Annotated in this window: 27 protein-coding genes and 1 pseudogene; 11 read left to right on the top strand and 17 right to left on the bottom strand. The window is 71.5% G+C overall.

All coding sequences use genetic code 11. From position 1 onward, the window contains the following. Nucleotides 1-12: 12 nt before the first annotated feature. From ACWCSU_RS39630 to ACWCSU_RS39615, 4 genes are all read right to left on the bottom strand, one after another. Nucleotides 13-2,955 carry a TcpE family conjugal transfer membrane protein gene (locus ACWCSU_RS39630; protein ID WP_449941952.1) on the bottom strand — a complete coding sequence of 981 codons (2,943 nt, stop codon included), beginning with the start codon at nucleotides 2,953-2,955 and terminating at the stop codon, nucleotides 13-15. Nucleotides 2,956-3,010: 55 nt separating this feature from the next. Beyond that, entirely contained in the window at nucleotides 3,011-3,256 is a 246-nt protein-coding gene (locus ACWCSU_RS39625) for a hypothetical protein (protein WP_352325464.1), read from the bottom strand. 81 nt (nucleotides 3,257-3,337) lie between these two features. Beyond that, nucleotides 3,338-4,090, bottom strand: coding sequence for a conjugal transfer protein (locus tag ACWCSU_RS39620; protein WP_357704143.1), 753 nt, complete (start codon nucleotides 4,088-4,090; stop codon nucleotides 3,338-3,340). Nucleotides 4,091-4,713: 623 nt separating this feature from the next. Beyond that, entirely contained in the window at nucleotides 4,714-5,013 is a 300-nt protein-coding gene (locus ACWCSU_RS39615) for a hypothetical protein (RefSeq protein ID WP_357704141.1), read from the bottom strand. A 197-nt stretch (nucleotides 5,014-5,210) separates the two neighbouring features. Between ACWCSU_RS39615 and ACWCSU_RS39610 the strand changes: the two genes are divergently transcribed. After that, nucleotides 5,211-5,501, top strand: a complete 291-nt coding sequence (locus ACWCSU_RS39610; RefSeq protein WP_357704139.1) for a hypothetical protein — start codon at nucleotides 5,211-5,213, stop codon at nucleotides 5,499-5,501. Nucleotides 5,502-5,507: 6 nt separating this feature from the next. Here ACWCSU_RS39610 and ychF read toward each other — a convergent pair whose 3' ends face one another. Then, nucleotides 5,508-6,584 (bottom strand): redox-regulated ATPase YchF, encoded by a 1,077-nt coding sequence (gene ychF / locus ACWCSU_RS39605; protein WP_364098582.1) that lies wholly within the window; start codon nucleotides 6,582-6,584, stop codon nucleotides 5,508-5,510. A gap of 11 nt (nucleotides 6,585-6,595) precedes the next feature. After that, nucleotides 6,596-7,321 carry a hypothetical protein gene (locus ACWCSU_RS39600; protein ID WP_449941951.1) on the bottom strand — a complete coding sequence of 242 codons (726 nt, stop codon included), beginning with the start codon at nucleotides 7,319-7,321 and terminating at the stop codon, nucleotides 6,596-6,598. 95 nt (nucleotides 7,322-7,416) lie between these two features. Here ACWCSU_RS39600 and ACWCSU_RS39595 point away from each other — a divergent pair, with 95 nt between their 5' ends. Both ACWCSU_RS39595 and ACWCSU_RS39590 read left to right on the top strand, forming a co-directional pair. After that, on the top strand, nucleotides 7,417-8,673 hold the full coding sequence (locus ACWCSU_RS39595) for a DNA recombination protein RmuC (RefSeq protein ID WP_397038526.1): 1,257 nt from the start codon (nucleotides 7,417-7,419) through the stop codon (nucleotides 8,671-8,673). Nucleotides 8,674-8,687: 14 nt separating this feature from the next. Next, a complete protein-coding gene (locus ACWCSU_RS39590; RefSeq protein ID WP_357704133.1) occupies nucleotides 8,688-9,197 on the top strand; it encodes a DUF6542 domain-containing protein in 510 nt (169 codons plus the stop codon). On the opposite strand, the gene ACWCSU_RS39585 is transcribed toward ACWCSU_RS39590, so the two are convergent. Further along, nucleotides 9,194-10,159, bottom strand: a complete 966-nt coding sequence (locus tag ACWCSU_RS39585) for a 4-hydroxy-3-methylbut-2-enyl diphosphate reductase (protein ID WP_357704131.1) — start codon at nucleotides 10,157-10,159, stop codon at nucleotides 9,194-9,196. The two genes, ACWCSU_RS39590 and ACWCSU_RS39585, sit on opposite strands and share 4 nt — an antisense overlap. A gap of 100 nt (nucleotides 10,160-10,259) precedes the next feature. Here ACWCSU_RS39585 and ACWCSU_RS39580 point away from each other — a divergent pair, with 100 nt between their 5' ends. Both ACWCSU_RS39580 and xseA read left to right on the top strand, forming a co-directional pair. Next, complete coding sequence (locus ACWCSU_RS39580) at nucleotides 10,260-11,369, top strand: hypothetical protein (RefSeq protein WP_449941950.1); 1,110 nt, start codon at nucleotides 10,260-10,262, stop codon at nucleotides 11,367-11,369. A gap of 26 nt (nucleotides 11,370-11,395) precedes the next feature. Continuing rightward, complete coding sequence (xseA, locus tag ACWCSU_RS39575; protein ID WP_449941949.1) at nucleotides 11,396-12,598, top strand: exodeoxyribonuclease VII large subunit; 1,203 nt, start codon at nucleotides 11,396-11,398, stop codon at nucleotides 12,596-12,598. On the opposite strand, the gene ACWCSU_RS39570 is transcribed toward xseA, so the two are convergent. Then, on the bottom strand, nucleotides 12,595-13,200 hold the full coding sequence (locus tag ACWCSU_RS39570) for a TetR/AcrR family transcriptional regulator (protein ID WP_357704123.1): 606 nt from the start codon (nucleotides 13,198-13,200) through the stop codon (nucleotides 12,595-12,597). The two genes, xseA and ACWCSU_RS39570, sit on opposite strands and share 4 nt — an antisense overlap. A gap of 83 nt (nucleotides 13,201-13,283) precedes the next feature. Between ACWCSU_RS39570 and ACWCSU_RS39565 the strand changes: the two genes are divergently transcribed. Further along, complete coding sequence (locus tag ACWCSU_RS39565; protein WP_449941948.1) at nucleotides 13,284-13,697, top strand: nitroreductase family deazaflavin-dependent oxidoreductase; 414 nt, start codon at nucleotides 13,284-13,286, stop codon at nucleotides 13,695-13,697. Between the two features lie 17 nt (nucleotides 13,698-13,714). On the opposite strand, the gene ACWCSU_RS39560 is transcribed toward ACWCSU_RS39565, so the two are convergent. Genes ACWCSU_RS39560 through ACWCSU_RS39550 form a run of 3 tightly spaced genes read right to left on the bottom strand, consistent with a single transcriptional unit; the run spans nucleotide 13,715 to nucleotide 15,129 of the window. Next, complete coding sequence (locus ACWCSU_RS39560; protein ID WP_125636712.1) at nucleotides 13,715-13,942, bottom strand: exodeoxyribonuclease VII small subunit; 228 nt, start codon at nucleotides 13,940-13,942, stop codon at nucleotides 13,715-13,717. A gap of 36 nt (nucleotides 13,943-13,978) precedes the next feature. Continuing rightward, nucleotides 13,979-14,509, bottom strand: coding sequence for a DUF4245 domain-containing protein (locus tag ACWCSU_RS39555; RefSeq protein ID WP_357704119.1), 531 nt, complete (start codon nucleotides 14,507-14,509; stop codon nucleotides 13,979-13,981). Between the two features lie 11 nt (nucleotides 14,510-14,520). Further along, complete coding sequence (locus tag ACWCSU_RS39550; protein ID WP_449941947.1) at nucleotides 14,521-15,129, bottom strand: TetR/AcrR family transcriptional regulator; 609 nt, start codon at nucleotides 15,127-15,129, stop codon at nucleotides 14,521-14,523. Nucleotides 15,130-15,376: 247 nt separating this feature from the next. Between ACWCSU_RS39550 and glpX the strand changes: the two genes are divergently transcribed. Continuing rightward, complete coding sequence (glpX, locus tag ACWCSU_RS39545; RefSeq protein ID WP_364098562.1) at nucleotides 15,377-16,411, top strand: class II fructose-bisphosphatase; 1,035 nt, start codon at nucleotides 15,377-15,379, stop codon at nucleotides 16,409-16,411. A 6-nt stretch (nucleotides 16,412-16,417) separates the two neighbouring features. Here the strand turns inward: glpX and ACWCSU_RS39540 are convergent, their stop codons facing one another. Continuing rightward, complete coding sequence (locus ACWCSU_RS39540) at nucleotides 16,418-17,068, bottom strand: DUF1707 SHOCT-like domain-containing protein (protein WP_357704113.1); 651 nt, start codon at nucleotides 17,066-17,068, stop codon at nucleotides 16,418-16,420. Between the two features lie 269 nt (nucleotides 17,069-17,337). Between ACWCSU_RS39540 and ACWCSU_RS39535 the strand changes: the two genes are divergently transcribed. After that, nucleotides 17,338-18,000, top strand: a complete 663-nt coding sequence (locus tag ACWCSU_RS39535; RefSeq protein ID WP_364098559.1) for a DUF998 domain-containing protein — start codon at nucleotides 17,338-17,340, stop codon at nucleotides 17,998-18,000. Here the strand turns inward: ACWCSU_RS39535 and ACWCSU_RS39530 are convergent. Continuing rightward, nucleotides 17,975-18,568, bottom strand: coding sequence for a TetR/AcrR family transcriptional regulator (locus ACWCSU_RS39530; protein WP_357704109.1), 594 nt, complete (start codon nucleotides 18,566-18,568; stop codon nucleotides 17,975-17,977). The two genes, ACWCSU_RS39535 and ACWCSU_RS39530, sit on opposite strands and share 26 nt — an antisense overlap. A gap of 93 nt (nucleotides 18,569-18,661) precedes the next feature. Here ACWCSU_RS39530 and ACWCSU_RS39525 point away from each other — a divergent pair, with 93 nt between their 5' ends. Further along, the gene (locus tag ACWCSU_RS39525) at nucleotides 18,662-19,828 is read left to right on the top strand and encodes an MFS transporter (RefSeq protein ID WP_449941946.1); all 1,167 of its coding nucleotides are present in this window, start codon (nucleotides 18,662-18,664) and stop codon (nucleotides 19,826-19,828) included. A 25-nt stretch (nucleotides 19,829-19,853) separates the two neighbouring features. Here ACWCSU_RS39525 and ACWCSU_RS39520 read toward each other — a convergent pair whose 3' ends face one another. Beyond that, entirely contained in the window at nucleotides 19,854-20,792 is a 939-nt protein-coding gene (locus ACWCSU_RS39520; RefSeq protein ID WP_449941945.1) for a Gfo/Idh/MocA family protein, read from the bottom strand. Between the two features lie 26 nt (nucleotides 20,793-20,818). Further along, nucleotides 20,819-22,195, bottom strand: a complete 1,377-nt coding sequence (gene pdxR, locus ACWCSU_RS39515; protein ID WP_449941944.1) for a MocR-like pyridoxine biosynthesis transcription factor PdxR — start codon at nucleotides 22,193-22,195, stop codon at nucleotides 20,819-20,821. Nucleotides 22,196-22,263: 68 nt separating this feature from the next. Here pdxR and ACWCSU_RS39510 point away from each other — a divergent pair, with 68 nt between their 5' ends. After that, on the top strand, nucleotides 22,264-23,130 hold the full coding sequence (locus ACWCSU_RS39510) for a DMT family transporter (protein ID WP_357704101.1): 867 nt from the start codon (nucleotides 22,264-22,266) through the stop codon (nucleotides 23,128-23,130). A gap of 31 nt (nucleotides 23,131-23,161) precedes the next feature. Next, complete coding sequence (locus tag ACWCSU_RS39505) at nucleotides 23,162-24,811, top strand: fumarate hydratase (protein WP_357704099.1); 1,650 nt, start codon at nucleotides 23,162-23,164, stop codon at nucleotides 24,809-24,811. 94 nt (nucleotides 24,812-24,905) lie between these two features. Here the strand turns inward: ACWCSU_RS39505 and ACWCSU_RS39500 are convergent, their stop codons facing one another. Together ACWCSU_RS39500 and ACWCSU_RS39495 are read right to left on the bottom strand one after the other, a co-directional pair. After that, nucleotides 24,906-25,094 carry a DUF5999 family protein gene (locus ACWCSU_RS39500; protein ID WP_352327892.1) on the bottom strand — a complete coding sequence of 63 codons (189 nt, stop codon included), beginning with the start codon at nucleotides 25,092-25,094 and terminating at the stop codon, nucleotides 24,906-24,908. Between the two features lie 465 nt (nucleotides 25,095-25,559). Next, nucleotides 25,560-25,718 (bottom strand): annotated as a pseudogene (locus tag ACWCSU_RS39495) (CHAP domain-containing protein); the annotation flags it as partial.

The raw sequence follows: 25,718 nt of genomic DNA, 5'->3' as shown, positions 1-25,718 counted from the left end.
TCGCATGTTCACTTAACGCTCACCGATTCTCGTGCCCGGGGGGTCACTCGCCAACTCCTCTTCGCTCGGTCGGACGGCCTGTCCGTGTGCCTGTACCGCGAAGCCTGCGATCACGACGCCGGCGAGGGCGAGGTAGGCCCGCCGTCCGGCCGCGCGCAACTGACCGGGGTCGACGATCTCGGCGCCGCCGGGCGCCAGGCCGTCCTCCCACGGGACCCGGACGATGGCCCGGCACCTGCCTCTGGCCACCGCCTCCGCCTGCTCGACGTCGGCCATCGAACGCCTGCTGACGCCGTTGACGACCATCACCGCACGCCTGCGCAGCTCGCCGCACCCGTGCCCGTCCAGCCATTCGTACGTCATCGCCACCGCTTCCGCCGCCTCCTCGCTCGCCGGGACCACCAGCACGAGCTGGTCGGCGTACGGCAGGATGCGGGCCGCGAGCGCGGCGGCCGGGTCGATGACCGACAGCTTGTAGTGGCGGTCGAGCAAACGCATCGACTCGCCGAGACGGTGGTCGGAGAAGAAGCTGCGGTCGGCGAGGCGCTGCTCGGCGCCCGCGTCGGTGTCGGCCGAGATCACCTCCAGGCCGGAGGCGGTGCGGGTGGTGAAGCCGCGCATCTTCAGGTAGCCGCTGACCTGGTCGAGCCCGGACAGCAACGACGTCAGGGTCTCGGGCGTCTCCGGCTCGATCCTGCTGGTCAGGGTGGTGCCGCCGGTGTTGGCGTCGACGGCGACGATCCGGTCGTCGCGGTAGGTGGCGAAGGTGTGGCCGAGCATGAGCGCCGTCGTGGACTGGCCCGCACCGCCGGTGCAGCCGAGCACCACGATCCGCCGGCTCCCGCCGAACACGGCCCTGGCCCTGGCCTCGTCGATCTCGGACGCGTCGGTTCGTACGCCGCCTCCGCCCACCACGACCTGGGCGATCCTGCGCCATCCGCCGGAGTCCCGGCCGACGACGGACTCGACCCTGCGCACCCGTCCCTCGGCGGGCCTGCTCTCACCGGGCCTGGGAACCGGCACCGGAGCCACGAACTTTCCAGCCCTGTCCCCTGACCTCCCGCCGACGGGCCGCTGCCGCGCCGCCACCTCCCGCACAGGCTCGTCCCGGACGGGCTCGTCCTCGACCCGCTCGTCGCGGACCGGCTCGGCATGCACTCGCTCGACGGGCGCGGGCTCCTCGTCCAGGGCAGGCGCATCACCGGCGTGGCCTACAGGGGCCTCCGCACCGACGGCATCGTCCTTCCGAGCGGGGGCGTCGTCCGGCGCAAAGGCGTCGACCGGGGCGAGGGCGTCCACGTGAGAGGGGGCGTCCATGTGGGAGGGGGCGTCCGCCCGGGCGGTGCCGGGCTCTCCGTGGGATGCGTCCGCTTCGGCGGCGGCCTGCCCGGCGGGGGCATCGCCACCGTCGCCGGCGGTACCGCCATCAGCGGGGGTGCCGCCTTCGGTGCCCGAAGGCCGTTCAGCGGGGGCGGCGTCGGACGCCGCGACGTCCGCGCCGGCGGCGGGACCGGTCTCCCCCGCGGGAGCGCCGTCGGAGGTGGCGGGGCGCTCGGCCTTGGGGATCTGGTCCTCAAGGCGGAGGGTCGGACCGGAGAGGGGCTTGGCGTCGGGGTCGATCGGCGGCCAGGAACGCTGCGCGCCCAGGATCACCGTGCCGGGCCCGCCTCGCGGCGGCTGCCCCTTCCTGTGCTGGTCGCGCGCGATCGCGTTCTCGTCCTCACGGCCCTCGCCCTCACGGTCCGCGCCTTCGGGACGCTCACCGGCACCCTGGCGGCGCTCGCCCGTGGCCGCCTGGCGCTCGCCCGCGTCAACGCGGTGCTCGTCCGTGGCAGCACGACGATCACTCACGTCGTCACGGCGCTCGGCAACGCCGCGTCCGGATGTCTCCGGAGGGGCGTCGGCGCTGGCGGCGAGCCGGCGCAGCCGCCGCAGTGCCTCGGTGTCGATCGGCTTGCCGGACACGGGCCTGCGCCCTTCCGCCGCCCGGATCGGCACGACCTCCCCGCGACCGCCCTGTGCCTCGGCCGACGCCCTGTCCGCCTCGCCGTCCGTACGCTCGCCCGCCTGCGCCGCTTCGAGCCGCTCCTCGCGGACGGCGGCCGGCCCGTCACCATGCCCGTCACCGCGCCCGTCACCGCGCCCGTCACCGCGCCCGTCACCGCGCCCTGCGGCGTCGCGCTCAGGGGCCTCGCGTCCGCCCGCGTCGCGTTCGGAGCGGGCGTGACGGGGGCGGGCGGGGAGGGCGCCGCCGGTGAGCTCGCGGCTGGCCAGCTCTCCGGCGGCGACGTCGTGCTCGACCGGCGACGACGCCGGTCCGTTCTCATCCCCGGGCACCAGGACCAGCGGCACGTCCTGCCCGAAGGCGGGCGCGGCCCGGCGGGCCTGCGGCGCCAGCGCGGGAGCCGTGCCCCGCCTGGTACGCGACCCCCACCCGGTACGGGCCTCCGCCACCGGCGCCTGCTGGGCGGCCGCCGCCGCGGCGGCCACGGCGGGACGCACCTGCCGCGGCCCGGTGATCCGCTGCCCCTCGCGCTTGCGCTGCGGCTGGCGGGCCTTGCGCGCCGCCTTCGCCTTGACCCGCACCGGAGTGGTACGCCACACGCGCCCGGAGAACGTGACCCCCTCGGGCTCGGACGTGGGCGCGAGCCGGTACCAGGCCTTGGGCTGGCCCAGGTAGCGGAGCTGGGACTCGAGAAGCTCGGTGAGCCGCTTCCCCTCGATGACGGGACGCGTGGACAACCACGTCACGATCCCCGGCGGGACCAGGAACAACACGTGCCACGGCATGGCCACCGGCACGCCCACCAGGATCAGCAGGAGGGACCACGGCACGAACACCCCGACGAACACGCCGATCCAGACGATGGGGAGCGGCATCGGGAGGCGAAGGTCGTAGAGCTTGTAGAGCCGCTTCTCGATGCGCCAGATGTTCGTATACGTGGGCAGGTCCACGCAGTCCTCCTCTCCACCCGCTCGTACATGACCGCCCTGGAGCGGTCTCAACCCTTTACTTGATGCCCAGCGCGCCCGCGATCGCCTTCGCGGTCACCTCGATGATGTTCGGAACGTAGAAGATCACTCCGATGGCCACAGCCAGGATGAGGAACTGGACGAAACGCGTGATCTCACGGGTGAAGAGGAAGAAGAGCGCGACCACGGAGACGACGACCAGGAACAACGGGGCGAAGAAGGCCCGCAGGAAGTTGGCGAGCCCTCCGGTGTCGATGCCGGTCGGCGACGGCGACGGCGACATTTCGATCAAGGTGAGCACTACGGTCTTCAACGTCACTTCTTGTCCTCCCGGGGGGTACCGAACAACAGCGCGGTCGTGCGTCTATCCAACGGCCCGACCAGCGCCGCGGATGTCGGCGACGTACCACTTGTCGCCCTGCTTCTCCACGGTGAGGCGGTAGGCCTGCTCCAGCCGCCCGCCGACGGCGGCCGGGTCGGTGGCACTGGGTGTGGCCGGAGCGTCGCCGTTGGGCACGATCCACACCACGACCGCCTGGATCTCTCGGGTGGCACCCCCCACAGGCACCACGATGTCCTTCAACTCCGCGAAGGTGAACGCGCTGCCGAAGCTCGGCAGCGTCTTCCCGGCGGCCACGTAACGCTGCAGCCCGGCGGTGTCGCCGGAGGCGTAGTCCTTGAAGAAGCCCTCCAGTTGCGGCTTGAGTTCGGCCGCCGCCGCGTCGTCGGCCTCAGGCTTCGCGACCTGCGGGAGGTCGGCGGGAGCCGGCGCGGGCAGGATCGCCGGGCGGCCCGAGATGACGAACCGCCTGCCGTTGTCGTCGCCGGAGTAGTAGATCGGGACCGACAGCATGAGCCGGCGCGGCCCGGACTGGAAGGCCACGCTCACCACGGCGTTCTGGGCGTCGGACGCCTCGATGTCGTACGGCTGGATCGCGACGGCGGCCATCTTGCCGAAGCCGTCCCACCACATCTGGGCGTCCATGCCCTCGGCCAGGAAGGCGGCCAGCTTCCTGGTCCTGCTGGCCGCGTCTTCCGGACTGAAATTCAGATAGACCCCCGCGAACTGGGCGGCGAAAGCCATGCCCTGGTCAGCGGGGAATCCCTTGTGCGCCACGACGGCGCCATTGGTCGTCGTGGGCTCTTGCTGGGTAAACCGCTCAAATGGGGCACGAATCCCATTCACCACGATAACCACAATAAGCGCCCAGAGAATGATGCGGCCGGCCCAAACCAGCCACCGTCCGCCGCCACCGGACCAGCCGCCCCGACGTGGCCTGCGCGAGGGCGGCGCGTCGAAGTCAGCCATGTCCGGGCGCGCGGAAAGCTCAGGCTCGCCAGCGATCCGAGGATCGTGCTGGACGGTAGACCTACGAGCCATCACGCCTCCGCTCGCGCCGATCCCCCCGGTTGGCGCGGTGTCGTCCGTTGCCGATCCCCATCATCCGCGGTGAAGTAGTCACCCTATCCGGTCCCGCCATTCTTCCAGGAAAGCCACGCCCATGCTGCAGGCATGACCGCCTTGACGGCAAACCGGATCCGTATGGCAGGACTCAGTGCCGCTTCCAGTCAGTTACCGGTGGAATCACCATTTGACCAGGCCAGACGCCTATTTCCGCCTAGCGCGGCGGACATGGATTGCTGTCCAAAACAGGCATAGATGCTCACGACCTGCGCATTTGGCATGAGAGGAGGACAGAGGGTGTTATGTGCCACTTCCGGGGGTACGACTCTCTCGGCTCAGGCGGGCTCGGGGTCCTGGCCGGCGCGTGCCCGGCGACGGCTGTGCAGGTCGACGACCGTGGGCGACACCGCGCGCTCCAGCGACCCCCGGAGGTCGGCCAGCATCGAGGCGGCGTCGCGCTCGCGCATGCGGCTGGCCAGCTCGTTGCGCTCGTCGACCTTCCTGCGCAGGTACGCCTCACGGTTGACGCGTAGCCCGTACATGAGCTCGACCCTGATCAGGGCCAGCTCCTCCTCCAGGCTGATGCCCGCGAGCGTGGGCGCCGGACGTCGCTTCCGGATGATGCGTCGGATCATGAGGGCCTCCCGAGTCAGCGTGAACGCCGTGACGATTCGACGCGTAGGGACCCAAAGTGGTTGACGCCTCAGTTGTCCCGGAATCACATAATCCCGGAAGGGCCTGCGAGTTCGTCATCCGGACGATGGGCTTTCGACGGCGATCCGCCGGTAACCTAGCGTAGCGAAAGTTAGCCCACCGTGATTGGACTGATGTGATGCGTCGCCTCGCCGCCGCCCTCCTGCCCGCCGCCGCACTCGCCGCGTTCGCCCTCACCGCCCCCTCCCCCGCCGCCGCCGCGCCCTCCTGGGTCACCGACAGCGAGTGCACGGGCGCGGGCGGCAAGGTCACGCCCGTCGGCCGCGGCAAGGCCGTGTGCCAGGGGGGCACGTACGCGAACGAGCTCATCCACTTCGACAACAAGAAGCCCGCCGGCAACAGCGGCGGCGGGGGCGGCCTCCCGCTCAGCGGCGGCCCCGCGGCCCTGCTCGGCGGGCTTCTCGGATAGCGCGGATCAGACGTTGAAGCGGAACTCCACCACGTCGCCGTCGCGCATGACGTAGTCCTTGCCCTCGATGCGGGCCTTGCCCGCGGATCGGGCGCTGGCGATGGAGCCCACCTCGACGAGGTCGTCGAAGGAGACCACCTCGGCCTTGATGAAGCCGCGCTGGAAGTCGGTGTGGATCACGCCGGCCGCCTCGGGCGCCGTGGCGCCCTTGCGGATCGTCCAGGCCCTGGTCTCCTTCGGGCCGGCGGTCAGGTAGGTCTGCAGGCCCAGCGTCTCGAAGCCGACCCGGGCGAGCTGGCGCAGGCCCGACTCCTCCTGGCCGACCGACTGGAGCAGCTCCAGGGCCTCCTCCTCGTCGAGCTCGACCAGCTCGGACTCGATCTTGGCGTCGAGGAAGACGGCCTCGGCGGGGGCGACGAGGGCCGACAGCTGCTCCTTGAGCGCGGTGTCGGTCAGCTCGTCGGCGTCGAGGTTGAAGACGTAGAGGAAGGGCTTGGCGGTGAGCAGGTGGAGCTCGCGCAGCTCCTCCCGGTCGAGGCCGCTCTCGAAGACGGTCTTGCCGGTCTCCAGGACGGCCAGCGCGGCCTCGGCGGCCTCCAGCGCGGCCTTCTTGTCCTTGTTGTTGCGCGCCTCCTTCTGCAGGCGCGGGACGGCCTTCTCGACCGTCTGCAGGTCGGCCATGATCAACTCGGTGTTGATGGTCTCGATGTCCCGCTTGGGGGAGATCTCCCCGTCGACGTGCGTGACGTCGGGGTCGCCGAAGACGCGGATGACCTGGCAGATCGCGTCGGTGTCGCGGATGTTGGCAAGGAACTGGTTGCCCCGGCCCTGCCCCTCGGATGCGCCCTTGACCAGGCCGGCGATGTCGACGAACTCGACCTTGGCGGGCAGGATGCGGGCCGAGCCGAAGATCTCGGCCAGCTTGGGCAGGCGGTCGTCGGGCACGCCCACGATCCCGACGTTGGGCTCGATGGTGGCGAACGGGTAGTTCGCGGCGAGTGCGTTGCCGGTCTTGGTCAGCGCGTTGAAAAGCGTGGACTTACCGACGTTGGGCAGGCCGACGATGCCGATGGAGAGGCTCACGGACAGCGAGTTTACTTGCTGAGCAGGTGCAGGCAGGTCACCGGACGGTACGTGCCGGGTGCCGCGCGCAGGTAACGCTGGGCGTCGGCCGGGCAGGCCGAGGGCGTGGTCTCGAAGGAGACGACCCGGGCCCAGGCGGCGGACGAGCCGCAGGCGGCCCTGGTCACCGCCGACCTGGCGACCACGTCGGCGGCCGGTCTGGCCACGCACGCGCCCTCGGCGAGCACCTGGCCACCGGGCCCCAGGCAGACGACGTCCGCTCCGCTTTCGAGCGTGTCGAGGGTGGTCGCGGGGCATTCGCGCGCGGACGAGGCGATCGCGACGGACCTGCCGTACCAGCCGGAGCCCGCGCACGGGCGCTCCCGGCCGTCGAGCGCCACGCAGTCGCCGGACCTGAGCACGCCGCCGCCACCGCCGGGTGCGCCGGCGTGCGGGGCCAGGAAGGACCGCACGCAGGCCGTGCGGCCCAGGCCGATGCGGAGCACGTCGTCGGTGTCGTCGGGGCAGTCGGCGGGCAGCGGCGGGTCGTGCGCGATGGCCAGCACCTCGAAGTCGCCGCCGTTGCAGGCGATGAGCGCGTACCGCTCGGTCACGCAGGCGCCGGGCGTCCAGCGCAGGGTCGGACGGGAGGCCGCGGGCGCCTCGGGGCCCGGACCGGTGAACACGGCTCCGGCCAGGGCGATCAGGGCCACCGACACCGCGGACACGGCGACTGCGAGCCGCAGATCGGTAGCCATCTCAATACTGTGCGTGACGGATGAGTCGGCGCACAAGCGGATTCCGCAAGCGTGTCGGGAAGATCCAGACGCGATGTGCTGCAATCATCGTTGGAGTGGATGTCGTCTCGCTGCTCATCGGGCTCGCCCTCGGACTCCTCGTCGGCTTCCTGGTCGCCAGGACCCGCGCGGCGGTGCGGGTCGCCGAGGCCGACGCGCGGGCCAGGTCGGCCGCCGAGAAGCTGGTCTACGTCGAGGAACAGCTCGCCGAACGTTTCCAGGCCCTGTCCACGCGCGCCCTCGACGTCAACAACGTGCGCTTCCTCGAACTGGCCGAGACCCGGTTCTCGGCCAGCCGGGCCGAGGCCGCCGGTGACCTCGACCAGCGCAGGCAGGCCGTCGAGCACCTGGTCGAGCCGCTGAAGGACGCGCTCGCGCGGGTCGAGTCGCAGCTTCGCGACACCGAGGCCGGGCAGCGGGCGGCGCGGGCGGAGCTGGCCAAGCAGATGGAGTTCGTGCAGCAGAGCAACGAACAGCTGCGCTCGCAGACGACCGCGCTGGTCAGGGCCCTGCAGCGGCCCGAGGCCCGCGGACGGTGGGGGGAGCTGCAACTGCGCCGGGTGGCCGAGATCGCCGGGATGCAGCGCCACTGCGACTTCGAGGAGCAGGTCACCGAGGGCGCGATGCGTCCCGACATGGTGGTCAGGCTGGCCGGCGGCAAGAACATCGTGGTCGACTCCAAGGTCTCGCTCGCGGCCTACCTGGAGGCGGCGGAGGCGGGCGACGAGTCGCTGGCCACCGTCCGGCTCGACGCGCACGCCAGGCATGTGCGCGAGCACGTCGACCGGCTGGCGGCCAAGGCGTACTGGCAGGGGTTCAACCCGTCGCCGGAGTTCGTCGTGCTGTTCATCCCGGGCGAGGCGTTCCTCGCGCCCGCGCTCGAACGCGACCCGGCCCTGCTGGAGTACGCCATGGCGCGGCGGGTGCACATCGCCACGCCGACCACGCTGATCACGATGCTGCGCACCGCTCACTACGCCTGGCAGCAGGCCGCGCTGAGCGAGAACGCGCGGGCGGTGTTCGAGCTGGGCAAGGAGCTGTACGAGCGGCTGGCGTCCCTCGGCAGGAACGTGGAGTCGCTGGGCAGGGCGTTGACGCGGGCGGTGGAGGCGTACAACAAGTCGGTCGGTTCGCTCGAAAGCCGCGTCCTGGTCACCGCACGCAAACTCAACGATCTGGGCGTCGTGGACGGCGATCTGGAGGCCCCGGAGATGCTCGAAGGGCTGCCGAGACCTCTGGCCTCGCCCGAACTGCTCGAAACCACGTCTCTCATTTCGCACTCGAACGGTAAGTTGGCAGGCGGGTCGCCGTAAACGGGGGTGGGAGAGTGGCAGAGAAGGGCAGGCGTTCCGGCGTCAGGCTGACCGCTCGCGGCGCCATCGCGCTCACTCTGGTCGCCACCTTGGCGGGCTATGTCCTGACCGCGGTGCTCGGCCTGTCCTACCTGGTGGGCGCCGCGTTCGTGGTGTCGTGCCTGCTCAGCGCGCTTCTGGTCAACAAGCGCGAGCTGCTGTCGCTGGTGGTCACGCCGCCGCTGGTGTTCTTCTGCGCGACGCTCTTCGTCGAGCTCGGGCGCGCGTTCGGCTCGGTGTCGATCGTGCAGTCACTGGCCCTCGGCCTGTACGGCTCGCTGACCCGCGGCGCGCCCTGGCTGTTCGCCGGCTCCGCGGTCGTGCTGGCCGTGGCCTGGCGGCGCGGCCTGCGCGACAACGTGCGGGAGCTGCGCGAGGAGCTGAAGGCGGGCGCGGAGGTGCCGCGCCCGCGCCAGCCGTTCGTGCCCGAGCCGGAGGGCTACTTCGAGCCCAAGGTCTACGGCACCCCGCGCGGCGACGACTAGGACACGCGAAGGTCCTTGCGCAGCTCGTGCGGGAGCGCGAAGCGCATGCTCTCCTGCACCGACTCGACCTCGCGCACGTCGCCGAAGCCGTGGCCGGCCAGCCGCTCGAGCACCTCGTCGACCAGCTCCTCCGGCACCGAGGCGCCGCTGGTCAGGCCGACCGTGGTGACGCCTTCGAGCCATTCGTCCTGGATGAAGCCGGCGTTGTCCACCAGGTACGCGGCATCGGCGCCGTAGTCCTTGGCCACCTCGACCAGGCGCTTGGAGTTGGAGGAGTTCTCCGACCCGACCACGATCACGAGCTGGGCCTCGGCGGCGATCTCCTTCACCGCGACCTGCCGGTTCTGGGTGGCGTAGCAGATGTCGTCGCTCGGCGGGTCGAGCAGGGTGGGGAAGCGCTCCTTGAGGCGGGCGACCGTCTCGGTGGTCTCGTCGACCGACAGGGTGGTCTGCGACAGCCACACGAGCTTGTCGGGGTCCTTCACCTGCACCTTGCCGACCGAGTCGAGGCCGTCGACGAGCTGGATGTGGTCGGGGGCCTCGCCCGCGGTGCCCTCGACCTCTTCGTGGCCTTCGTGCCCGATGAGCAGGATGTCGTAGTCCTGGGCGGCGAACCGCTTGGCCTCGTTGTGCACCTTCGTGACCAGCGGGCAGGTGGCGTCGATGGTGCGCAGACCGCGCTCCCGGGCCTCCTCGTGCACGGCCGGCGAGACGCCGTGGGCCGAGAACACCACGATCTCGCCCTCGGGCACCTCGTCGGTCTCCTCGACGAAGATGGCGCCCCTGGCCTCCAGCGTCTTGACGACGTGGGTGTTGTGCACGATCTGCTTGCGGACGTAGACCGGCGCGCCGTACTGCTCCAGGGCTTTCTCGACCGCTACCACGGCTCGATCGACTCCGGCACAGTAGCCGCGCGGCTTGGCTACGAGTACTCGGCGGGAAGTGGGGGTCTGGGGCTCCATACTTCTTATGCTACGTGGAGCGGCCATCAGGGCTGCGCGTGCGTGGTCGCCCGCCGTTTGCCAGACTGGCCGTCCAATACTGACCTCCCAGGGAGACGTCATGTCCCTTAGCGACGTGATACGCAACATCGCCAGAACCGTTACCAACAAGGACGAACTCAAGGAGAAGGCCAAGGACCTGCCGCTGCTCGTCGTCCAGACCACGCTCAGCGCCGCCGGACAGGCGCTGCTGGTGGTGGACCGGATGAAGAACTCCATCAAGGGGCTGGGCTCGAAGGAGGAGCGCGAGGAGGAGAAGGAGTCGCTTCCCTCCGCCGCCGAGCAGGTCGCCGCTCCCCCGGCCGAGGACGAGAAGCCGGCGCGCAAGGAGCCGGTGATCTTCGCGCCGCGTCCCGAGGCCGCGCCCAACGGGTCGTCCAAGAGCAAGCCGGACCCGGTCATCTTCGCCCCCGCGGGCAAGACCGCCACCAAGACGGAGACCGAGCCGGAGACCGCGCCCAAGACCGAGACCGAGTCCAACGCCGGGCCCAAGACCGAGACCAAGCCGGAAGCCGTCGCCGAGACGGAAGCCGCGCCCAAGGCGGAAGCCCCGGCCGAGACCGTGGTCGAGCCCGCCATCGAGGCCGCTGCCGAGCCTGCCGCTGAACCCGCCGCTGAACCCGCCGTCGAAGCCGAGCCCGCGGTGGAGTCCAAGCCCGCCGCCGTGGCCGCGGTCGCCGAGCCCAAGGCCGCGGTCGAGGCCGAGGCCGCGCCTGAGGCCGCCGCCGCTGCCGAGGCCGCCGAGGCCACCGACAAGGGCGCCGCGAAGCCCGCCAGGGCCGCCAAGGGCACGAAGACCGCCAAGAGCACGAAGGCCACCACGACCGCCAAGCCCGCGAAGGCGACCAAGGCCGCCAAGCCCGCCGCCGTCGCCCAGGAGCCCCAGGAGCCCGAGCCCGCCGCCGCGCCCCAGGAAGGCGTCCTCAAGGCCGCCGCCGAGGCCACCGAGCCGGCCGCCCACGCGGACGAGCCCAAGGTCGTCCCGGACGACCTGGCCGAGCCGCTGCCCGGCTACTCCGAGCTCACCGTGGCCTCCCTGCGGGCCAGGATGCGCGGAAAGTCCGCCGAGCAGATCGGCGACTACCTCGCCTACGAGCGCGCCACCCACGCCCGCGACGAGGTCGTGCGCATGTTCGAGAACCGGCTGGCCAAGCTGCGGGCCGGGGAATAGTCACAGCGAACCCGTAGTCTTCCGCCATGACCTCGAAGACCACACCCGAGTCTCCGCTGCCGATCCGCACGGTCCTGCAGATGGTGGGCGGCTGGATCGGCAGGCTCGGCACGGTGTGGGTCGAGGGCCAGATCACCGATCTGAGCGCCCGCGGCGGCACGGTGTTCCTGACCCTGCGTGACCCGGTGGCCAACGTCTCGGCCCGGGTCACGGCTCCGCGCGGCGTCTACGAGGCCGCCGAGCCGCGCCCGTCCGACGGGGCGAGGGTCGTGGTGCACGTCAAGCCGGACTTCTGGGTCAACAAGGGCTCGTTCGCCTTCACGGCGATGGAGATCCGGCCCGTCGGCGTGGGCGAGCTGCTGGCCAGGCTGGAGCGGCTGCGCCGGCTGCTGGCCACCGAGGGGCTGTTCAACGCCGACAGGAAGCGGCGGCTGCCGTTCCTGCCGGGCACGATCGGGCTCGTCTGCGGGCGCGACTCGGCCGCCGAGCGCGACGTGCTGGAGAACGCCCGCCGCCGCTGGCCGGCCGTGCGGTTCAAGGTGGAGGAGGTGGCCGTCCAGGGGCCGTACGCGGTCGGGGAGGTCACCGAGGCGCTGCGCAAGCTGGACGCCGACCCCGAGGTCGAGGTGATCGTCGTGGCCCGCGGCGGCGGCTCGCTGGAGGACCTGCTGCCGTTCTCCGACGAGACCCTCGTGCGCGCGGTGACCGCCTGCCGCACCCCCGTGGTCAGCGCGATCGGCCATGAGCAGGACAGCCCGCTGCTCGACCTGGTGGCCGACGTACGCGCCTCCACGCCCACCGACGCCGCCAAGAAGGTCGTCCCCGACGTGGGCGAGCAGCTCGCTCTGATCCGCCAGCTGCGCGACCGCGGGCGCCGGGTGCTCAACGGCTGGCTCGACCGCGAGATGTCGTGGCTGACGTCGGTGCGCTCGCGGCCCTCGCTGGCCGATCCGGTGCGCGAGCTCGAACGCCGGGCCGAGCAGGTCGACGCGCTGCGGGAGCGGGCCAGGCGCTCGCTGACCGGCTCGCTCGACCGGGCCGCCGACGACCTCACGCACCTGCGGGCCCGCCTGGTCGCGCTGTCCCCGGCGGCCACGCTGGAACGCGGCTACGCGATCGTGCAACATCCGTCGGGCGAGGTCGTACGCCTGGCCAAGGACGTGCCGCCGGGCACTCCGCTGACGATCCGGCTCAGCGACGACCGGCTCTCGGTCCGTACGGAGGACTAGGGCCCGCGCACGACGGCGGCGGCCAGGTCGGCGAGGCCGGCCTTGACGCCCTCCACCGTCATGCCCCGCTCCTCCCGCTGGAACTTGATCAGCCAGGCGGTGACCGGCGCGAGCAGCGCGTCGGCCAGGTAGGCGACGTGGGCCCCCGGACGGACCTCGGCGAGCAGGCCCGCCAGGTGCACCTGATGCACCCGGTACGGCCCGCTGTAGCGCGCCTTGCCCGGCCCGTTCTCCAGCAGCAGGAACAGATCCTGCTGCTCGACGATGCGGTCGACCAGCGCGTGCAGGAAGGCCGTGACCCGCTCGGCCGGCGGCGCGCCGGGCCCGAGCGGCGGCGGGCCGCTCAGGAACGCCGCCTGGAACCGCCGCTCCCGCTCGTCGATCAGCGCGAGGACGAGCCCCGCCCGGTCGCCGAAGCGCCGGTAGACGGTGCCCACCCCCACGCAGGCGGCCTTGGCCACCTCGTCGAGCGAGAGCTCGTCCGCGCCGCGTTCGGCGATCATCGTGGCGGCCACCTCGATGATCTTCCGGCGGTTGCGCGCGGCGTCGGCCCGCTCGGGCTGGGGTTGCCCGACGATGGGCAGCAGGTCACGTGCGCACACGCCTGGAGCATAACCCCGCTTGTCAGCGGAGAGCTCTCCGGTATTCTCCGAATCGGAGAACTCTCCGATTATGAGGAGCTGAGATGACCAACTCGTTCAACCAGCAGATCATCGACGAATTCCGGGCCAACGAGGGCCGGGTGGGCGGCCCGTTCGAGGGCGCGACGCTGGTGCTGCTCACGACGACGGGCGCCAAGAGCGGCAACCGCACGACCACGCCGGTGATGTACCTGGCCGACGGCGACCGCTACGTGATCATCGCCTCCAACGCGGGCGCCGACAACCACCCGGCCTGGTACCACAACCTGCGCGCCAACCCCGTGGCGACCGCCGAGATCGGCACCGAGACGTTCGAGGTGAAGGCCGACTTCATCGAGGGCGACGAGCGTGACCGGCTCTACGCCCGCATGGTCGAGATCGCCCCCGGCTTCGCGGAGTACGAGGCCAAGACCAGCCGCCGCATCCCGGTGGTGGCGCTGGGCCGCACCGGCTCCTGACGGTTCGGGACGGCGGATCAGAAGGGGGCGTCGTCGGCGCCCGGCTCCGAGCGCCTGGCCATGGCGGCGGCGAGCTTGACCCGGGCGCCCTGGAGCCACTCCTCGCAGACGGCCGCGAGCTTCTCGCCGCGCTCCCAGAGCTCGATCGACTGCTCCAGGGTCAGCCCGCCCGTCTCCAGGCGGCGCACCACCTCGGTCAGCTCCTCGCGGGCCTGCTCGTACGAAGGTGTCTTCTCGTCTGCCACGGCAACCACCCTAGACGCCGCCGCGCCCGACCTGGGTCATCCCTTGGCGCGCTGCTGGAGGAGCCCGGCCAGCTCGGTCAGCTCGGGCCAGTCGGCCGTGCCGGTGATCACGAGGGTGACGTCGGGGAGCACGCGTACGAGCGAGCGCTGGTTCTTGTCCTCGCGGAAGCGCTTCTCCCACGTGACCCCGCCGACCTGCTGGCTGCCGGACGGCTTGGCGATGCCGGTCATGCGGTTGGCGAACTCGGCGGCCGGCTTCTCGTCGCTCTGGGCGAACATGGCGTGCTGGCGCGCGGCGGTGGCGTAGCCGAGGTAGAGCACCTGGGCGCCGTTCTGGCCCTTGGCGATCCGGTTGCTGTTGGGCACCCAGCCCGCCGGGTCCTTCTGCGGGGACCACACCTGGTAGGGCACGCCGTGCCCGAAGTTGGCGACGGTGATGGAGTAGTCGAGCCGCGGGATGTGCTCCTCACGGCTCTGCGGAGCCACGAGCATGAAGAGCCCCACGCCCGCCATGCACACGAAGAGGGCTACCGCGTAGCCGTAGAAACCTTGGGTGAACCGTCGCACACTTGGCGAGGTTACCCGCTGGCGGGCGCGGTCGCCGAAGTGGCGGGCCTGATCTGGCCGATGATCGCGAGCACCTGGTCGACCATCGCGTGGTCGCCGGAGAAGACGATCTCGCTGACGGCCGCGGCCAGGGCGCCGGTGACCACGACGACGAGCGCGGGCTCGTCCTCGAACAGGGCGGCGTTGCGCTGGGCCCACGTGCGCAGCCGGTCGCGCATGACCACCTCGAAGCCGGGCGGGCCGTCGCCGCGCAGGAACAGGACGGCCAGCTCGCGCTCCTCCAGGCAGCCTTCGAGATAGGCGCGGGCGGCGTCGAGGAACACCCGCATGGGGTCGCCCTCGCCGGCGGCGCGGGCCGTACGGGCGGCCTGCTTGGTGCGCTGGGCCTGCCGGGCCTGCCATTCCTCCCACAACGTGAGGTAGAGGTCGGCCTTGCCGGAGAAGTGATGGTAGAGGCTGCCCACGCTGGCGTCGGCCCTGGCGACGACGTCCGTCACGCCGGACTCGGCGAAGCCCTTGGAGACGAAGACCTCCCTCGCGGCGGCCAGCAGCGAGCTCCGCGTCGCAGCTCCCCGCTCGGACGTGCGCGGCTGGGTCACCGCGTGTTCCACTTCGCTCATTCGATCTCCTCCACGGCGGGGGCGCATGTCCATGGTGGAGGCGAGATCTTCGACGCGCACGCGATATGGCGCAAAATCCGTTCTCCGTCATGCGGGCACCCATATAGATATCCCTTTTCGCCGGTCCCTGACCATCACGCGGCGGCCCTCGTGCGGAGGAGCATGCAGGAGTGGGCAGATTATCCCCCTCTGACCGGGAATAGACCGGCAACTACGATCGAGAGTGTTCTCAACGAGGAGGCTCAGCATGTCCGATCAGACGTCGGTACCGGCAGCGCTCGCGACGGGCGAGCACGCCCCCGACCGCAACCTGGCGATGGAGCTGGTACGCGTGACGGAGGCGGCCGCCATGGCCGCGGCCCGCTGGGTGGGCCGCGGCGACAAGAACGGCGCCGACGGCGCGGCGGTCAACGCCATGCGCCAACTGATCAACACCGTGTCGATGAACGGCGTGGTGGTCATCGGGGAGGGCGAGAAGGACCACGCCCCGATGTTGTACAACGGCGAGCGCGTCGGCGACGGCAGCGGCCCCGACTGCGACGTGGCGGTGGACCCGATCGACGGGACCAGGCTGACGGCGCTCGGCATGCCGGACGCGGTGTCGGTGATCGCGGTGAGCGAGCGCGGCTCGATGTACGACCCGTCCGCGGTGTTCTACATGGAGAAGCTGGTCACCGGGCCGGAGGCGGCCGACGTGGTGAACATCGAGGCGTCGGTGGCCGACAACATCAACGCGGTGGCCAGGGCCAAGCACTGCTCGCCGTCCGACGTCACGGTGGTCGTGCTGGACCGGCCGCGGCACGAGAGGCTGGTCAAGGAGATCAGGGAGACGGGCGCGCGGATCAAGTTCATCGTGGACGGCGACGTGGCCGGCGCGATCATGGCGGCCCGCGCGGGCACCGGCATCGACCTGATGCTGGGCATCGGCGGCACGCCCGAGGGCATCGTGGCCGCGTGCGCGCTCAAGTGCCTGGGCGGCGTGATCCAGGGGCGGCTGTGGCCGCGGGACGACGCCGAGCGCGGCAAGGCCATCGACGCCGGGCACGACCTCAGCCAGGTGCTCACCACGAACGACCTGGTCAGGTCGGACGACGTGTTCTTCGCCGCGACCGGCATCACCCAGGGCGAGCTGATGCAGGGCGTGCGGTTCAGGTCGGGCGCGGCGGTGACCAGCTCGCTGGTGATGCGCGGCCGGTCGGGGACCATCAGGAAGATCGAGAGCGAGCACCAGCTGTGGAAGCTGCGCGCCTACAGCGCGATCAACTTCGACACGGCCGGCTGACCCTTCTCAGCGGCGGCGTTTGCGCTTGGGCGGTTCCTTGACCTTGACCTCGCCGGCGAAGTTCGTGGTGCGCACCTCGACCACGGGCCCGCCGGGCTCGGCCGGCTCCCTGGTCAGGCGGACGGTCTTGTCCTTGGTGACCCTGATCACCTCAAGGTCCTCCGGCACGTGGATCTCCAGGCCGCCGAAGACCAGGGTGGCGTTGATGACGATCCGGCTGTTCTGCAGGATCGCGTCGCGGAAGTCCAGCTTGGTCGTGCCGAACATGGCCGTGACGTCGAGCTCGGCGGGCACCACCCAGCGCCCGCCGCGCTGCTCCTTCTTGAAGATGGCCGACACCGGCCGGCCGTCGAGGTTGAGCGGCTGCTCCTCGGCCGGGAGCAGGTCGGCGGTGAGCCCGGCCAGGTCGCCGAGCGTGCGCGCGGAGTAGACGACGCCGAGCCGCTCCTCCAGCTCGACGAGGTCGAGCCGGCCGTCGGCGTGGGCGTCCTGGAGAACCTGCGCGATGCGTTCGCGGTCGGCGTCGGAGGCACGCAGTTCGTGCGGCTGCGGCAGGCCGGGCGCGGACGACGCGCGCCGGGACGTCACGAACTCTTCGGCAAGCCGCTCTCCGACTTCCTGCAGCTTCGGCAACCACGATCCCGCGCGTTCGTTCACACTTCTGACGATATCCGGCGGCCCGGGTATTCGCTCGCCCAAGAGCGGACCAACAGGGCGCACATCCGCGAATCCGCCCGAGCAACGCGCCGCTCTCCCGGGCCTGCTCTCCGTTCGCGTCGGCGCGCCGGTCGAGCGGGTGGGGAGAGCGCGACGGTGGAGCGAACTGTGCACGTCAGCGCGCCGGTGGGCGCTACGCCGGAATCGTCCGGCGCGTTCCGCCGTTGATCCACGCGAAGACTTCTGGCGGCCGATCCCGGGAGGCGGGCGTGCATCAACCGGCACGATGGGGGCTCGGCGCGGCGGGGGTGGGCATCTCCGTGATCGTGGGCCTGGAGCTGACCAGCCTCGCCGAGACGAACCCGTTCAGGCGCACGATCAGCGAGCACGGGCTCGGCCCCGGCGGGTGGATCTTCGGGCTCGCGGTGGGGCTGCTGGCGGCCGGGTCGGCGGCCATCGGCGTCTCGCTGGCGCGCAGACGCCTGGCCGGGGTGGTCGGCACGATCGCGCTCATGGGCTGGAGCGTCGGACTGCTCCTGACGGCCGCGTTCCACAAGAACGACTGGGCGGTCGGCCCGAGCATGAGCGGCAGCATCCACCGGGTCGGCAGCTTCGTGGCCTTCCTGAGCCTGCCGCTGGCCGCCGTGATCATCGCCCGGCCCTGGCGGCACCGGGAGCGCCGCAGGTCGGCGGTGGTGGCGTTCGGGCTGGGGGTGTGCTCGGCGTTGTGGGTCGTGGGCATCGGCACGGCGATGGTCATCGGTGCCCGCCACGGCCTGCCGTGGTACCGGGTCATGCCCCTCGGCCTGGTCGAACGTGTGCTGGCCGGCACCGAGGTGGCCGCGTTGCTGGCCCTCGGGGTGTGGGCGGCCGGGCGGCTGGCGGAGACCGAGCCCGCCCAGGCGGTCAGGCGGGCCGTAGAGCGGCGATGAGGTCGTCCACGTAACCGCGGAAGACGGCCGCCATGTCCACCTGGTCGGGGTCGATCAGCCACTGGGTCTGGAGGCCGTCCATCATCGCGATCAGGCGGTCGGCGTGGGCCTCGGCGTCGAGGCCGGCCCGGAACTCACCGCGTTCGACGCCCGCGCGCAGCGCGGCGGCCACGTCGGCGCGCAGCCGCCGGTAGCGCCGCCTGGCCCACTCGTGGCCGGGGTGGCCGGGGGTCACCGCCTCGCCGCTGATCACCGAGAAGAGCTGAACGAGGCCCGGCACCCGCGCGTTGTGGTCGACGACGTCGGCCAGGGCGCGCAGGGCGTCGGCGCCGCCGTCGCGGCCGGTGCCGAACCTGCGCTGGTCGAGCTCGTCGCGGTAGTCGAGCACCGCGACGAGGAGACGGTCCTTGCTCCTGAAGTGGTGCAGCAGCCCGGCCTGGGAGAGCTCGACCCGCTCGGCGATGCGGGCCAGCGAGGCGCCGCGGTAGCCGTGCTCGGCGAACTCCAGGAGCGCGACCGCGAGAATGCGCTCCTTGCGCGCCTCGCCGGTCGCGTAGCCCCGCTTCACCCCGGCACCCTATCTGCTGCTGGCGTACGGCCCTGACCAGCCGCTAACCTGACTCCGCCTCACGTTTGATTCCCCCCCGATCAGGAGGCCGTCGTGCCGTCCCCGCGTGATCGCCAGGCCCGTACCGCCACGTTCGTCGTGTACGGCGTGCAGGGCCTCTCCTTCGCCACCGTGCTCGTCCAGGTGGCCAGCCTCCAGACCAAGCTGGAGCTCACCGACGGGGCGCTCACGCTCCTGTTGCTGATCGTGCCCGTCTTCGCCGGCGTGGGCAGCGTCAGCGCGGGGACGTTCGCCGCCCGGTACGGCAGCAAGCTGCTCCTGCGGGTCGCGCAGCCCGTGGTGGCGCTCGCCGTGGTGCTCACCGGCCTCGCGCCCTCGGTGCCGCTGGCCGTGCCCGCCCTGCTGCTGTTCGGCCTGGCGGTCGGCGCGGTGGACGCGGGCATGAACATGCAGGGCGTGGCCGTCGAACGCCGGCACGGCACCGCCGTGCTGAACGGCTTCCACAGCGTGTGGAGCGTCCTCAGCCTGGCGGGGGCCCTGTGGGCGGTGTTCGCGGCCGACCACCGGATCTCGCTGGCGGTCACGATGGCCGCCCCCATGGTCCTGGCGGTGGCCGGCTCGCTCTACGCCGGGCCGAAGCTGTGCACGATCAGCGAGGAGAAAGTCGAGAACGTCGTCGAGGCCCCGACCGGCAAGTTCCCCTGGCGGCCGATCATCCCGCTCTGCCTGGCCATGGGCTTCCTCTACATCGGCGACTCCGCGGTGTCGAACTTCGCGACCGTCTTCATGGGCAAGGCGCTGCTCGCCCAGGACAGCGTGGCGAAACTGGCCTACAGCGTCTACCAGGGCGCGACCCTGGCCGTACGGCTCGGCGGCGACGTCGCGGTGCGCCGCTACGGCCCCGCGGCCATCGTCCGGCTCGGCGGCGCGCTGGCCACGCTGGGCTTCCTCGGCGTCGTGGTGGCCCCGAGCCAGCCGCTGGCGATCATCGCGTTCGGGCTGACCGGGCTGGGGTTGTCGGTGGTGGCGCCGCAGTCGTTCTCGGCGGCGGGCAAGCTGGACCCGGCGGGCACCGGGGTGGCCATCGCCCGGGTGAACCTCTTCAACTACGTGGGCTTCATCGTGGGGGCCGCGCTGATCGGCGGCCTCGCCGACGCCGTGGACTGGCGGGTGGCGTTCGTCGCGCCGCTGCTGCTGGCGGGCGTGATCATCGTGCTCGCGCCGGGCTTCGCGCCCAAGCGGGCCGTCGCGAAGGCGTGACACCCCTCTCGGACAGGCCCCTGGGTCAGCCCCGCACCTCGGCCACCTGGACGGGACGGGACTCGCGCAGCGACAGGTCGGCGGCCTCGGCGACGTACAGGGCGGCCAGGGCGTCCTCGATCGGGCACAGGCCCTCGCCGCCGCGCAGGAAGGCGTCGATCTCGGCCGCGTACGCCGGGCCGAACCTGGCCACGAAGTCGGGCCAGGGCGGTCCGGGCGGTTGCAGGCCCTCGGAGCTGCGCAGCGGGGCACGCGGGCCGAGCCCGACCGCCTGGGTGCCCTTCGTGCCCGCCAGCTCCATGCGCACGTCGTAACCCGCGCCGTTGTAGCGGGAGCCCTGGAGGGTGACCAGCGTGCCGTCGTCGAGGGTGAGCAGGGCGGCGCTGTTGTCCACGTCGCCGGCCGCCCCGAAGAACGCCGCGCCCCGGTTCGCGCCGACGGCGTGGACGGAGACGACCTCGCGCCCGGTCACCCAGCGCAGGGCGTCGAAGTCGTGGATGTGGCAGTCGCGGAAGAGCCCGCCGGACAGCGGGACGTACTCGGCGGGCGGCGGCACCGGGTCGGCCGTGACCAGGTGGACGCGGTGCAGCTCCCCCAGCTCGCCGGCCCGCAGCGCCGCGCGGGCGGCCCGGTAGCCCGGGTCGAACCTGCGCTGGAACCCGATGCCCACCCGTCTGCCCGCGCTCGCCTCCAGCACCTTGAGCGTCTCGGCGACCGTGCTCGCCGCCGGCTTCTCGCAGAGGGCGGGGACGCCCAGCTCGCAGGCCCGGATCAGCAGCTCGGCGTGCGTGCCGGTCGGCGTGGCGATGACCACGGCGTCGGCGTCGAACGGGTCTCCGGGCCTGCCGTACGGCGACGTCCTGACCGGGTCGGCCACGATCAGCTCGTCGACCAGGGGGTGCGCGGCCAGGTTCGCGGCGTGGAAGGCGCCGATCCGGCCCAGGCCCAGCAGTCCGACCCGCATGCCGCCTCCAGTCACACGATTCTTCCTCAGTCCATACTATGTCCGGACATACGGACTTTTAAGCCTCTGACGGCCTCCCCCGCCTGATGCACCGGCACCCGGGCGAACCCGAGCACGACCGCCGGAGGGCCGGGCGAGAACCGCATCGGCCCGACCGGCTCGGCGGACAGGCCGAGACTCTGGGCCGCGTGGACGACCCGGAGCTCGTCCCAGCCGTCCGGCAGGTCGAGGTAGACGTGCAGCCCGGCCTGGATGCCCCGGACGCGGATCTCCGGAAACTCCTCGGCCAGCGCCCTGACCAGCGCGTCCCGGCGGCGGCGGTACTCCCTGCGCATGCGCCGCAGATGCTTGTCGTAGCCGCCCGTACGCAGGAAGCGGGCCAGCGCGTACTGCTCGATGACCGGCGAGCCCAGGTCCAGCTCGCTGCGGGCGCGGCGGATCGCGCCGGCCAGGTGGGCCGGGGCGGCGACCCAGCCGAGCCGCAGGCCGGGCGCGAGCGACTTGCTGACGCTGCCGGTGAGGATCACCCTGTCGGGGGCCAGCCCCTGCAGGCAGCCGACCGGGTCGCGGTCGTAGCGGAACTCGGCGTCGTAGTCGTCCTCCAGGATCATCCGGTCGCCCGCGCCGGCCCACTCCATGAGCGCGGCCCGCCTGGCCGGGGAGAGCACGACGCCCGTCGGGTACTGGTGCGCGGGCGTGACGAGCGCCGCCTCGCCCTTCATGTCACCCGCGACCAGGCCGTCACAACCCACGGGCACCGGCACCAGGCGGGCCCCGGCCCGTTCCAGCAGCGGGACCTGGCGCCGGCTCGTGGGGTCCTCGACGATCAGGCGCAGGCCGCCGCGCGGGGCCAGGACGTGCAGCGCCAGGCTCAGCCCCTGGGCCACGCCGCCCACGACGACCAGGTTGTCCGGGTGCACGTCGGCCGCCCTGACCCGCCGCAGGTAACCGGCCAGCTCCTCGCGCAGCTCGGGGACGCCCCCGGGGTCGCCGTAGTCGAGCGCGTCGGACGGCACGGTGGCCAGGACGTACCGTACCGCCGCCAGCCAGCGCTCCCTGGGGAAGTGCCCGAGGTCGGGGGACGTGGCCCGGTGCCCGTGGTACGGCCCGTAGACCCCGCCGTCGGCCACCGGCCCCGGCAGGGCGGACCGGACGGCGCCCAGCGCGGCCACCTCGGTCCCGGCCCCCACCCGCGAGACCAGGAACCCCTCGGCCACGAGCTGCTCGTACGCCTCCACCACCACGCCCCTGGAGACCTGGAGGTCGGCGGCGAGGTCACGGGTGGCGGGCAGGCGGGTGCCGGGCACGAGCCGCCCGAGGCGCACGCCTTCGCGCAGCTCAGCCGCGATCTGCCCGGCGATCCCTCCCTCATCCCGATTGATCTGGATGTGCAGGTCGGCCATATTGGTCCTGTCATATAGCGGGACATTGGACTGTTTGGACGAACCATTGTCTCCCTAACATCCTGCCCATGAGAAACGGAATCGCCGGAGCCGCCACAGCCATGTTCCTGGTGGGCACCCTGGCCGGGGTGTCCGGCCTGATCGGCTCCTACCCGGTGTACGGCGGCCAGGCCGTGCGCTACCTCGCGGCCGCCGTCATCCTGCTGGTCATCACCAGGGTGCTCGGCCTGCGGTTCGTCCGGCTGACCCGGCGCGAGACCCTGTACCTGGGCGGGTTGACCCTGCTCGGCCTGGTGATCTTCAACGTGTGCGTCGTCGAGTCCACCAAGGCCTCGGGACCGGCGCTGGTGGGCACCGTACTCGGCACCGTGCCGCTGGCGCTCGCGCTGGCCGGGGGGCGTCCGGCGCCGCGGCTGCTGGCGGGCGCCGCGGTGGTGGTGGCCGGGGCGACGCTGGCGACCGGGCTCGGCAGCGGCAACCCGACCGGGCTGCTGTGGGCGCTCGGGGCGCTGGTGGGCGAGGTCAGCTTCTCCATGCTGGCCATCCCCCTGCTGCCGAAGCTGGGGGCGATCCGGGTCTCGGCGTACTCGACGGCGCTGGCCGTGCCCATGCTGGCGGTGATCGGCCTGGTCAAGGAGGGCACCGCCATGTTGCGGACGCCGACCGCGCCCGAGACGCTGGGCTTCTCGTACCTGGCGGTGGTGGTCACGGTCGGGGCCTTCTTCCTCTGGTACACCTCGCTGCCCAAGCTCGGCCCGGGGGCGGCCGGGTTGTTCGCCGGGCTCATCCCGGTCGGCGCGATCGTCACGGGGCTCGTGCTCGGCATCGCGACGCCCAGCGCCTACGACCTCGCCGGGGCCGGTCTGGTGATCGCGGGCATCCTGGTGGGGCTCACCGCGCGGCGCTCGCCGGAGCCCGTACCGGCCCCGGGATGACCAGTGAACGGGGGGCGTACCCTCTATGGACATGGACTTCGACTACACCGATCTGCTTCCCCTTGGCGCCGATGAGACCGAGTACCGGCTGATCACGTCGGAGGGGGTGCGGAAGGTCGAAGCGGCCGGGCGTACGTTCCTCGAAGTCGACCCGGAGGCCCTGCGGCTGCTCACCGAGACCGCGGTCCACGACATCTCGCACTTCCTGCGCACGTCGCACCTGGCCCAGCTCCGCAAGATCGTCGACGACCCCGAGTCCAGCGGCAACGACCGGTTCGTCGCCCTCGACCTGCTGAAGAACGCCTCGATCTCGGCGGGCGGCGTGCTGCCGATGTGCCAGGACACCGGCACCGCCATCGTCATGGGCAAGCGCGGCCGCCACGTTCTGACCGACGGCCGCGACGCCGAGCACCTCTCGCGCGGTGTCTACGACGCCTACACCAAGCTCAACCTGCGCTACTCCCAGATGGCCCCGCTGACCATGTGGGAGGAGAAGAACACCGGCAACAACCTGCCCGCGCAGATCGAGCTCTACGCCGAGGACCCCCACGGCCACGCCGACGAGTACAAGCTGCTGTTCATGGCCAAGGGCGGCGGCTCGGCCAACAAGTCGTTCCTCTACCAGGAGACCAAGGCGGTGCTCAACGAGAAGCGCATGCTGGCCTTCCTGGAGGAGAAGATCCGCTCGCTGGGCACCGCGGCCTGCCCGCCGTACCACCTGGCCGTGGTGGTGGGCGGCACCTCCGCCGAGTTCGCGCTCAAGACCGCCAAGTACGCCAGCGCCCGCTACCTCGACTCCATCCCCACCGAGGGCTCGCCCTCCGGGCACGGGTTCCGCGACCTGGAGCTGGAGGCCAAGGTCTTCGAGCTGACGCAGAAGCTCGGCATCGGCGCGCAGTTCGGCGGCAAGTACTTCTGCCACGACGTCCGCGTGATCCGCCTGCCCCGGCACGGCGCGTCCTGCCCGGTGGCCATCGCGGTGTCGTGCTCGGCCGACCGCCAGGCGCTGGCGAAGATCACTGCCGAGGGCGTGTTCCTGGAGAAGCTGGAGACCGACCCGGCCCGCTTCCTGCCGGAGACCACCGACGAGCACCTGTCGGACGACGTCGTCCGGGTCGACCTCAACAGGCCGATGCCGGAGATCCTCGCCGAGCTGACCAAGTACCCGGTCAAGACGCGGCTCTCGCTCACCGGCCCGCTCGTCGTCGCCCGCGACATCGCGCACGCCAAGATCGCCGAGCTGCTCGACGAGGGCGGCGAGATGCCGCAGTACCTCAAGGACCACGCGGTCTACTACGCCGGCCCGGCCAAGACCCCCGAGGGCTACGCCTCCGGCTCGTTCGGCCCCACCACGGCCGGCCGCATGGACTCCTACGTCGAGCGCTTCCAGGCGGCGGGCGGCTCGATGGTCATGCTGGCCAAGGGCAACAGGTCCAAGCAGGTGACCGAGGCGTGCCAGAAGTACGGCGGCTTCTACCTGGGCTCCATCGGCGGCCCGGCCGCCCGGCTCGCCCAGGACTGCATCAGGAAGGTCGACGTGCTCGAATACCCCGAGCTGGGGATGGAGGCGGTGTGGAAGATCGAGGTCGAGGACTTCCCCGCCTTCATCGTCGTCGACGACAAGGGTGACGACTTCTTCACCGACCGCACCGGGCCGGTGCTGAGCATCGGGCGCAGGTAGGGCCCGAGCGCGTCGAAGGGTGCCGGGCGGGCGGTCACGCCCCTCGGCACCGGACGGCGGGGGGTTGCCCCCGGGCCTCGGGGCCCGCGGGCTCTCAGGCGGCGACGGGCGCTCTGTGGGGGGCGACGACGCTGCCGTCAGGCAGCAGCAGACCCGTGTCCTCGAACAGCACCACGCCGTTGCAGAGGAGGCTCCAGCCCTGGTCGGGGTGGGCCGAGATCACGTGCGAACGCTCACGGTCGGGCGAGTCCGCACTGGGGCATACGGGAAAGTGACTGCACATCATCGCGCACCTCTCAGATGGCGCTCCTGCTTCCTGATGATCAAAAGGGCAACGGTCGCCCCGACGGCGTGCGAAGGTCCAGTGCGGCTTTGACCGGCTTCCTCGGCCGGCGGCGAACCTGTGTCTGGCGCATCTCCATCACGTCCTTCAAGTTCAGTCGTCAGTGGTGGAACTCCGGCGTGTTCACCCAGTCTCGTGACCGGCACCGACAGTTTCAGCCGCTTCTGGGTTGTCGCCTGCTCTCATGTCCCTAACCATGCCCCCGTCCCCTTTCGGCACCCTTACATCTTGCTGACGGCGTGCCGTGGTTCCTGTCAAACAGCCTGCCGTACGGAGGAAAGTGCCCTACTAGGCATCATGCACATTTATCGAGAAGTCGGGTGTGCCGAGCGTCACAGCCGCCGTGACGTGCGGTAATACAACAAAGCGCGCATCCCGGGCAGGAATGCGCGCCGTGTCGAGGTGTCAGGCGGCGTAGGACGGGTAACCGTAGCCGACGACCTGGGACGTCGGGCGGACGCGCTCCTCCACCTTGCCGTTGCCGGTGTTGCCTTCGATCGTGGAGATCGTGCCGTCGCCGTTGTCCTTGACGACGAAGCCGACGTGCTGGATGTCGCTCAGGCT

It is taken from the genome of Nonomuraea sp. NPDC001699, assembly GCF_053596455.1.
This window is presented reverse-complemented; position numbering and strand designations above follow the sequence as displayed.

What these genes read in the sequence shown, in the direction of transcription:
- ACWCSU_RS39510 (WP_357704101.1), top strand. Translation starts at nt 22,264, where the DNA reads ATGAGAAACGGAATCGCCGGAGCCGCCACAGCCATGTTCCTGGTGGGC.
- ACWCSU_RS39550 (WP_449941947.1), bottom strand. Translation starts at nt 15,129, where the DNA reads ATGAGCGAAGTGGAACACGCGGTGACCCAGCCGCGCACGTCCGAGCGG.
- xseA (WP_449941949.1), top strand. Translation starts at nt 11,396, where the DNA reads ATGACCTCGAAGACCACACCCGAGTCTCCGCTGCCGATCCGCACGGTC.
- glpX (WP_364098562.1), top strand. Translation starts at nt 15,377, where the DNA reads ATGTCCGATCAGACGTCGGTACCGGCAGCGCTCGCGACGGGCGAGCAC.
- ACWCSU_RS39505 (WP_357704099.1), top strand. Translation starts at nt 23,162, where the DNA reads ATGGACTTCGACTACACCGATCTGCTTCCCCTTGGCGCCGATGAGACC.
- ACWCSU_RS39610 (WP_357704139.1), top strand. Translation starts at nt 5,211, where the DNA reads ATGCGTCGCCTCGCCGCCGCCCTCCTGCCCGCCGCCGCACTCGCCGCG.
- ACWCSU_RS39500 (WP_352327892.1), bottom strand. Translation starts at nt 25,094, where the DNA reads ATGTGCAGTCACTTTCCCGTATGCCCCAGTGCGGACTCGCCCGACCGT.
- ACWCSU_RS39615 (WP_357704141.1), bottom strand. Translation starts at nt 5,013, where the DNA reads ATGATCCGACGCATCATCCGGAAGCGACGTCCGGCGCCCACGCTCGCG.
- ACWCSU_RS39565 (WP_449941948.1), top strand. Translation starts at nt 13,284, where the DNA reads ATGACCAACTCGTTCAACCAGCAGATCATCGACGAATTCCGGGCCAAC.
- ACWCSU_RS39520 (WP_449941945.1), bottom strand. Translation starts at nt 20,792, where the DNA reads ATGCGGGTCGGACTGCTGGGCCTGGGCCGGATCGGCGCCTTCCACGCC.
- ACWCSU_RS39580 (WP_449941950.1), top strand. Translation starts at nt 10,260, where the DNA reads ATGTCCCTTAGCGACGTGATACGCAACATCGCCAGAACCGTTACCAAC.
- ACWCSU_RS39600 (WP_449941951.1), bottom strand. Translation starts at nt 7,321, where the DNA reads ATGGCTACCGATCTGCGGCTCGCAGTCGCCGTGTCCGCGGTGTCGGTG.
- pdxR (WP_449941944.1), bottom strand. Translation starts at nt 22,195, where the DNA reads ATGGCCGACCTGCACATCCAGATCAATCGGGATGAGGGAGGGATCGCC.
- ACWCSU_RS39585 (WP_357704131.1), bottom strand. Translation starts at nt 10,159, where the DNA reads ATGGAGCCCCAGACCCCCACTTCCCGCCGAGTACTCGTAGCCAAGCCG.
- ACWCSU_RS39625 (WP_352325464.1), bottom strand. Translation starts at nt 3,256, where the DNA reads ATGTCGCCGTCGCCGTCGCCGACCGGCATCGACACCGGAGGGCTCGCC.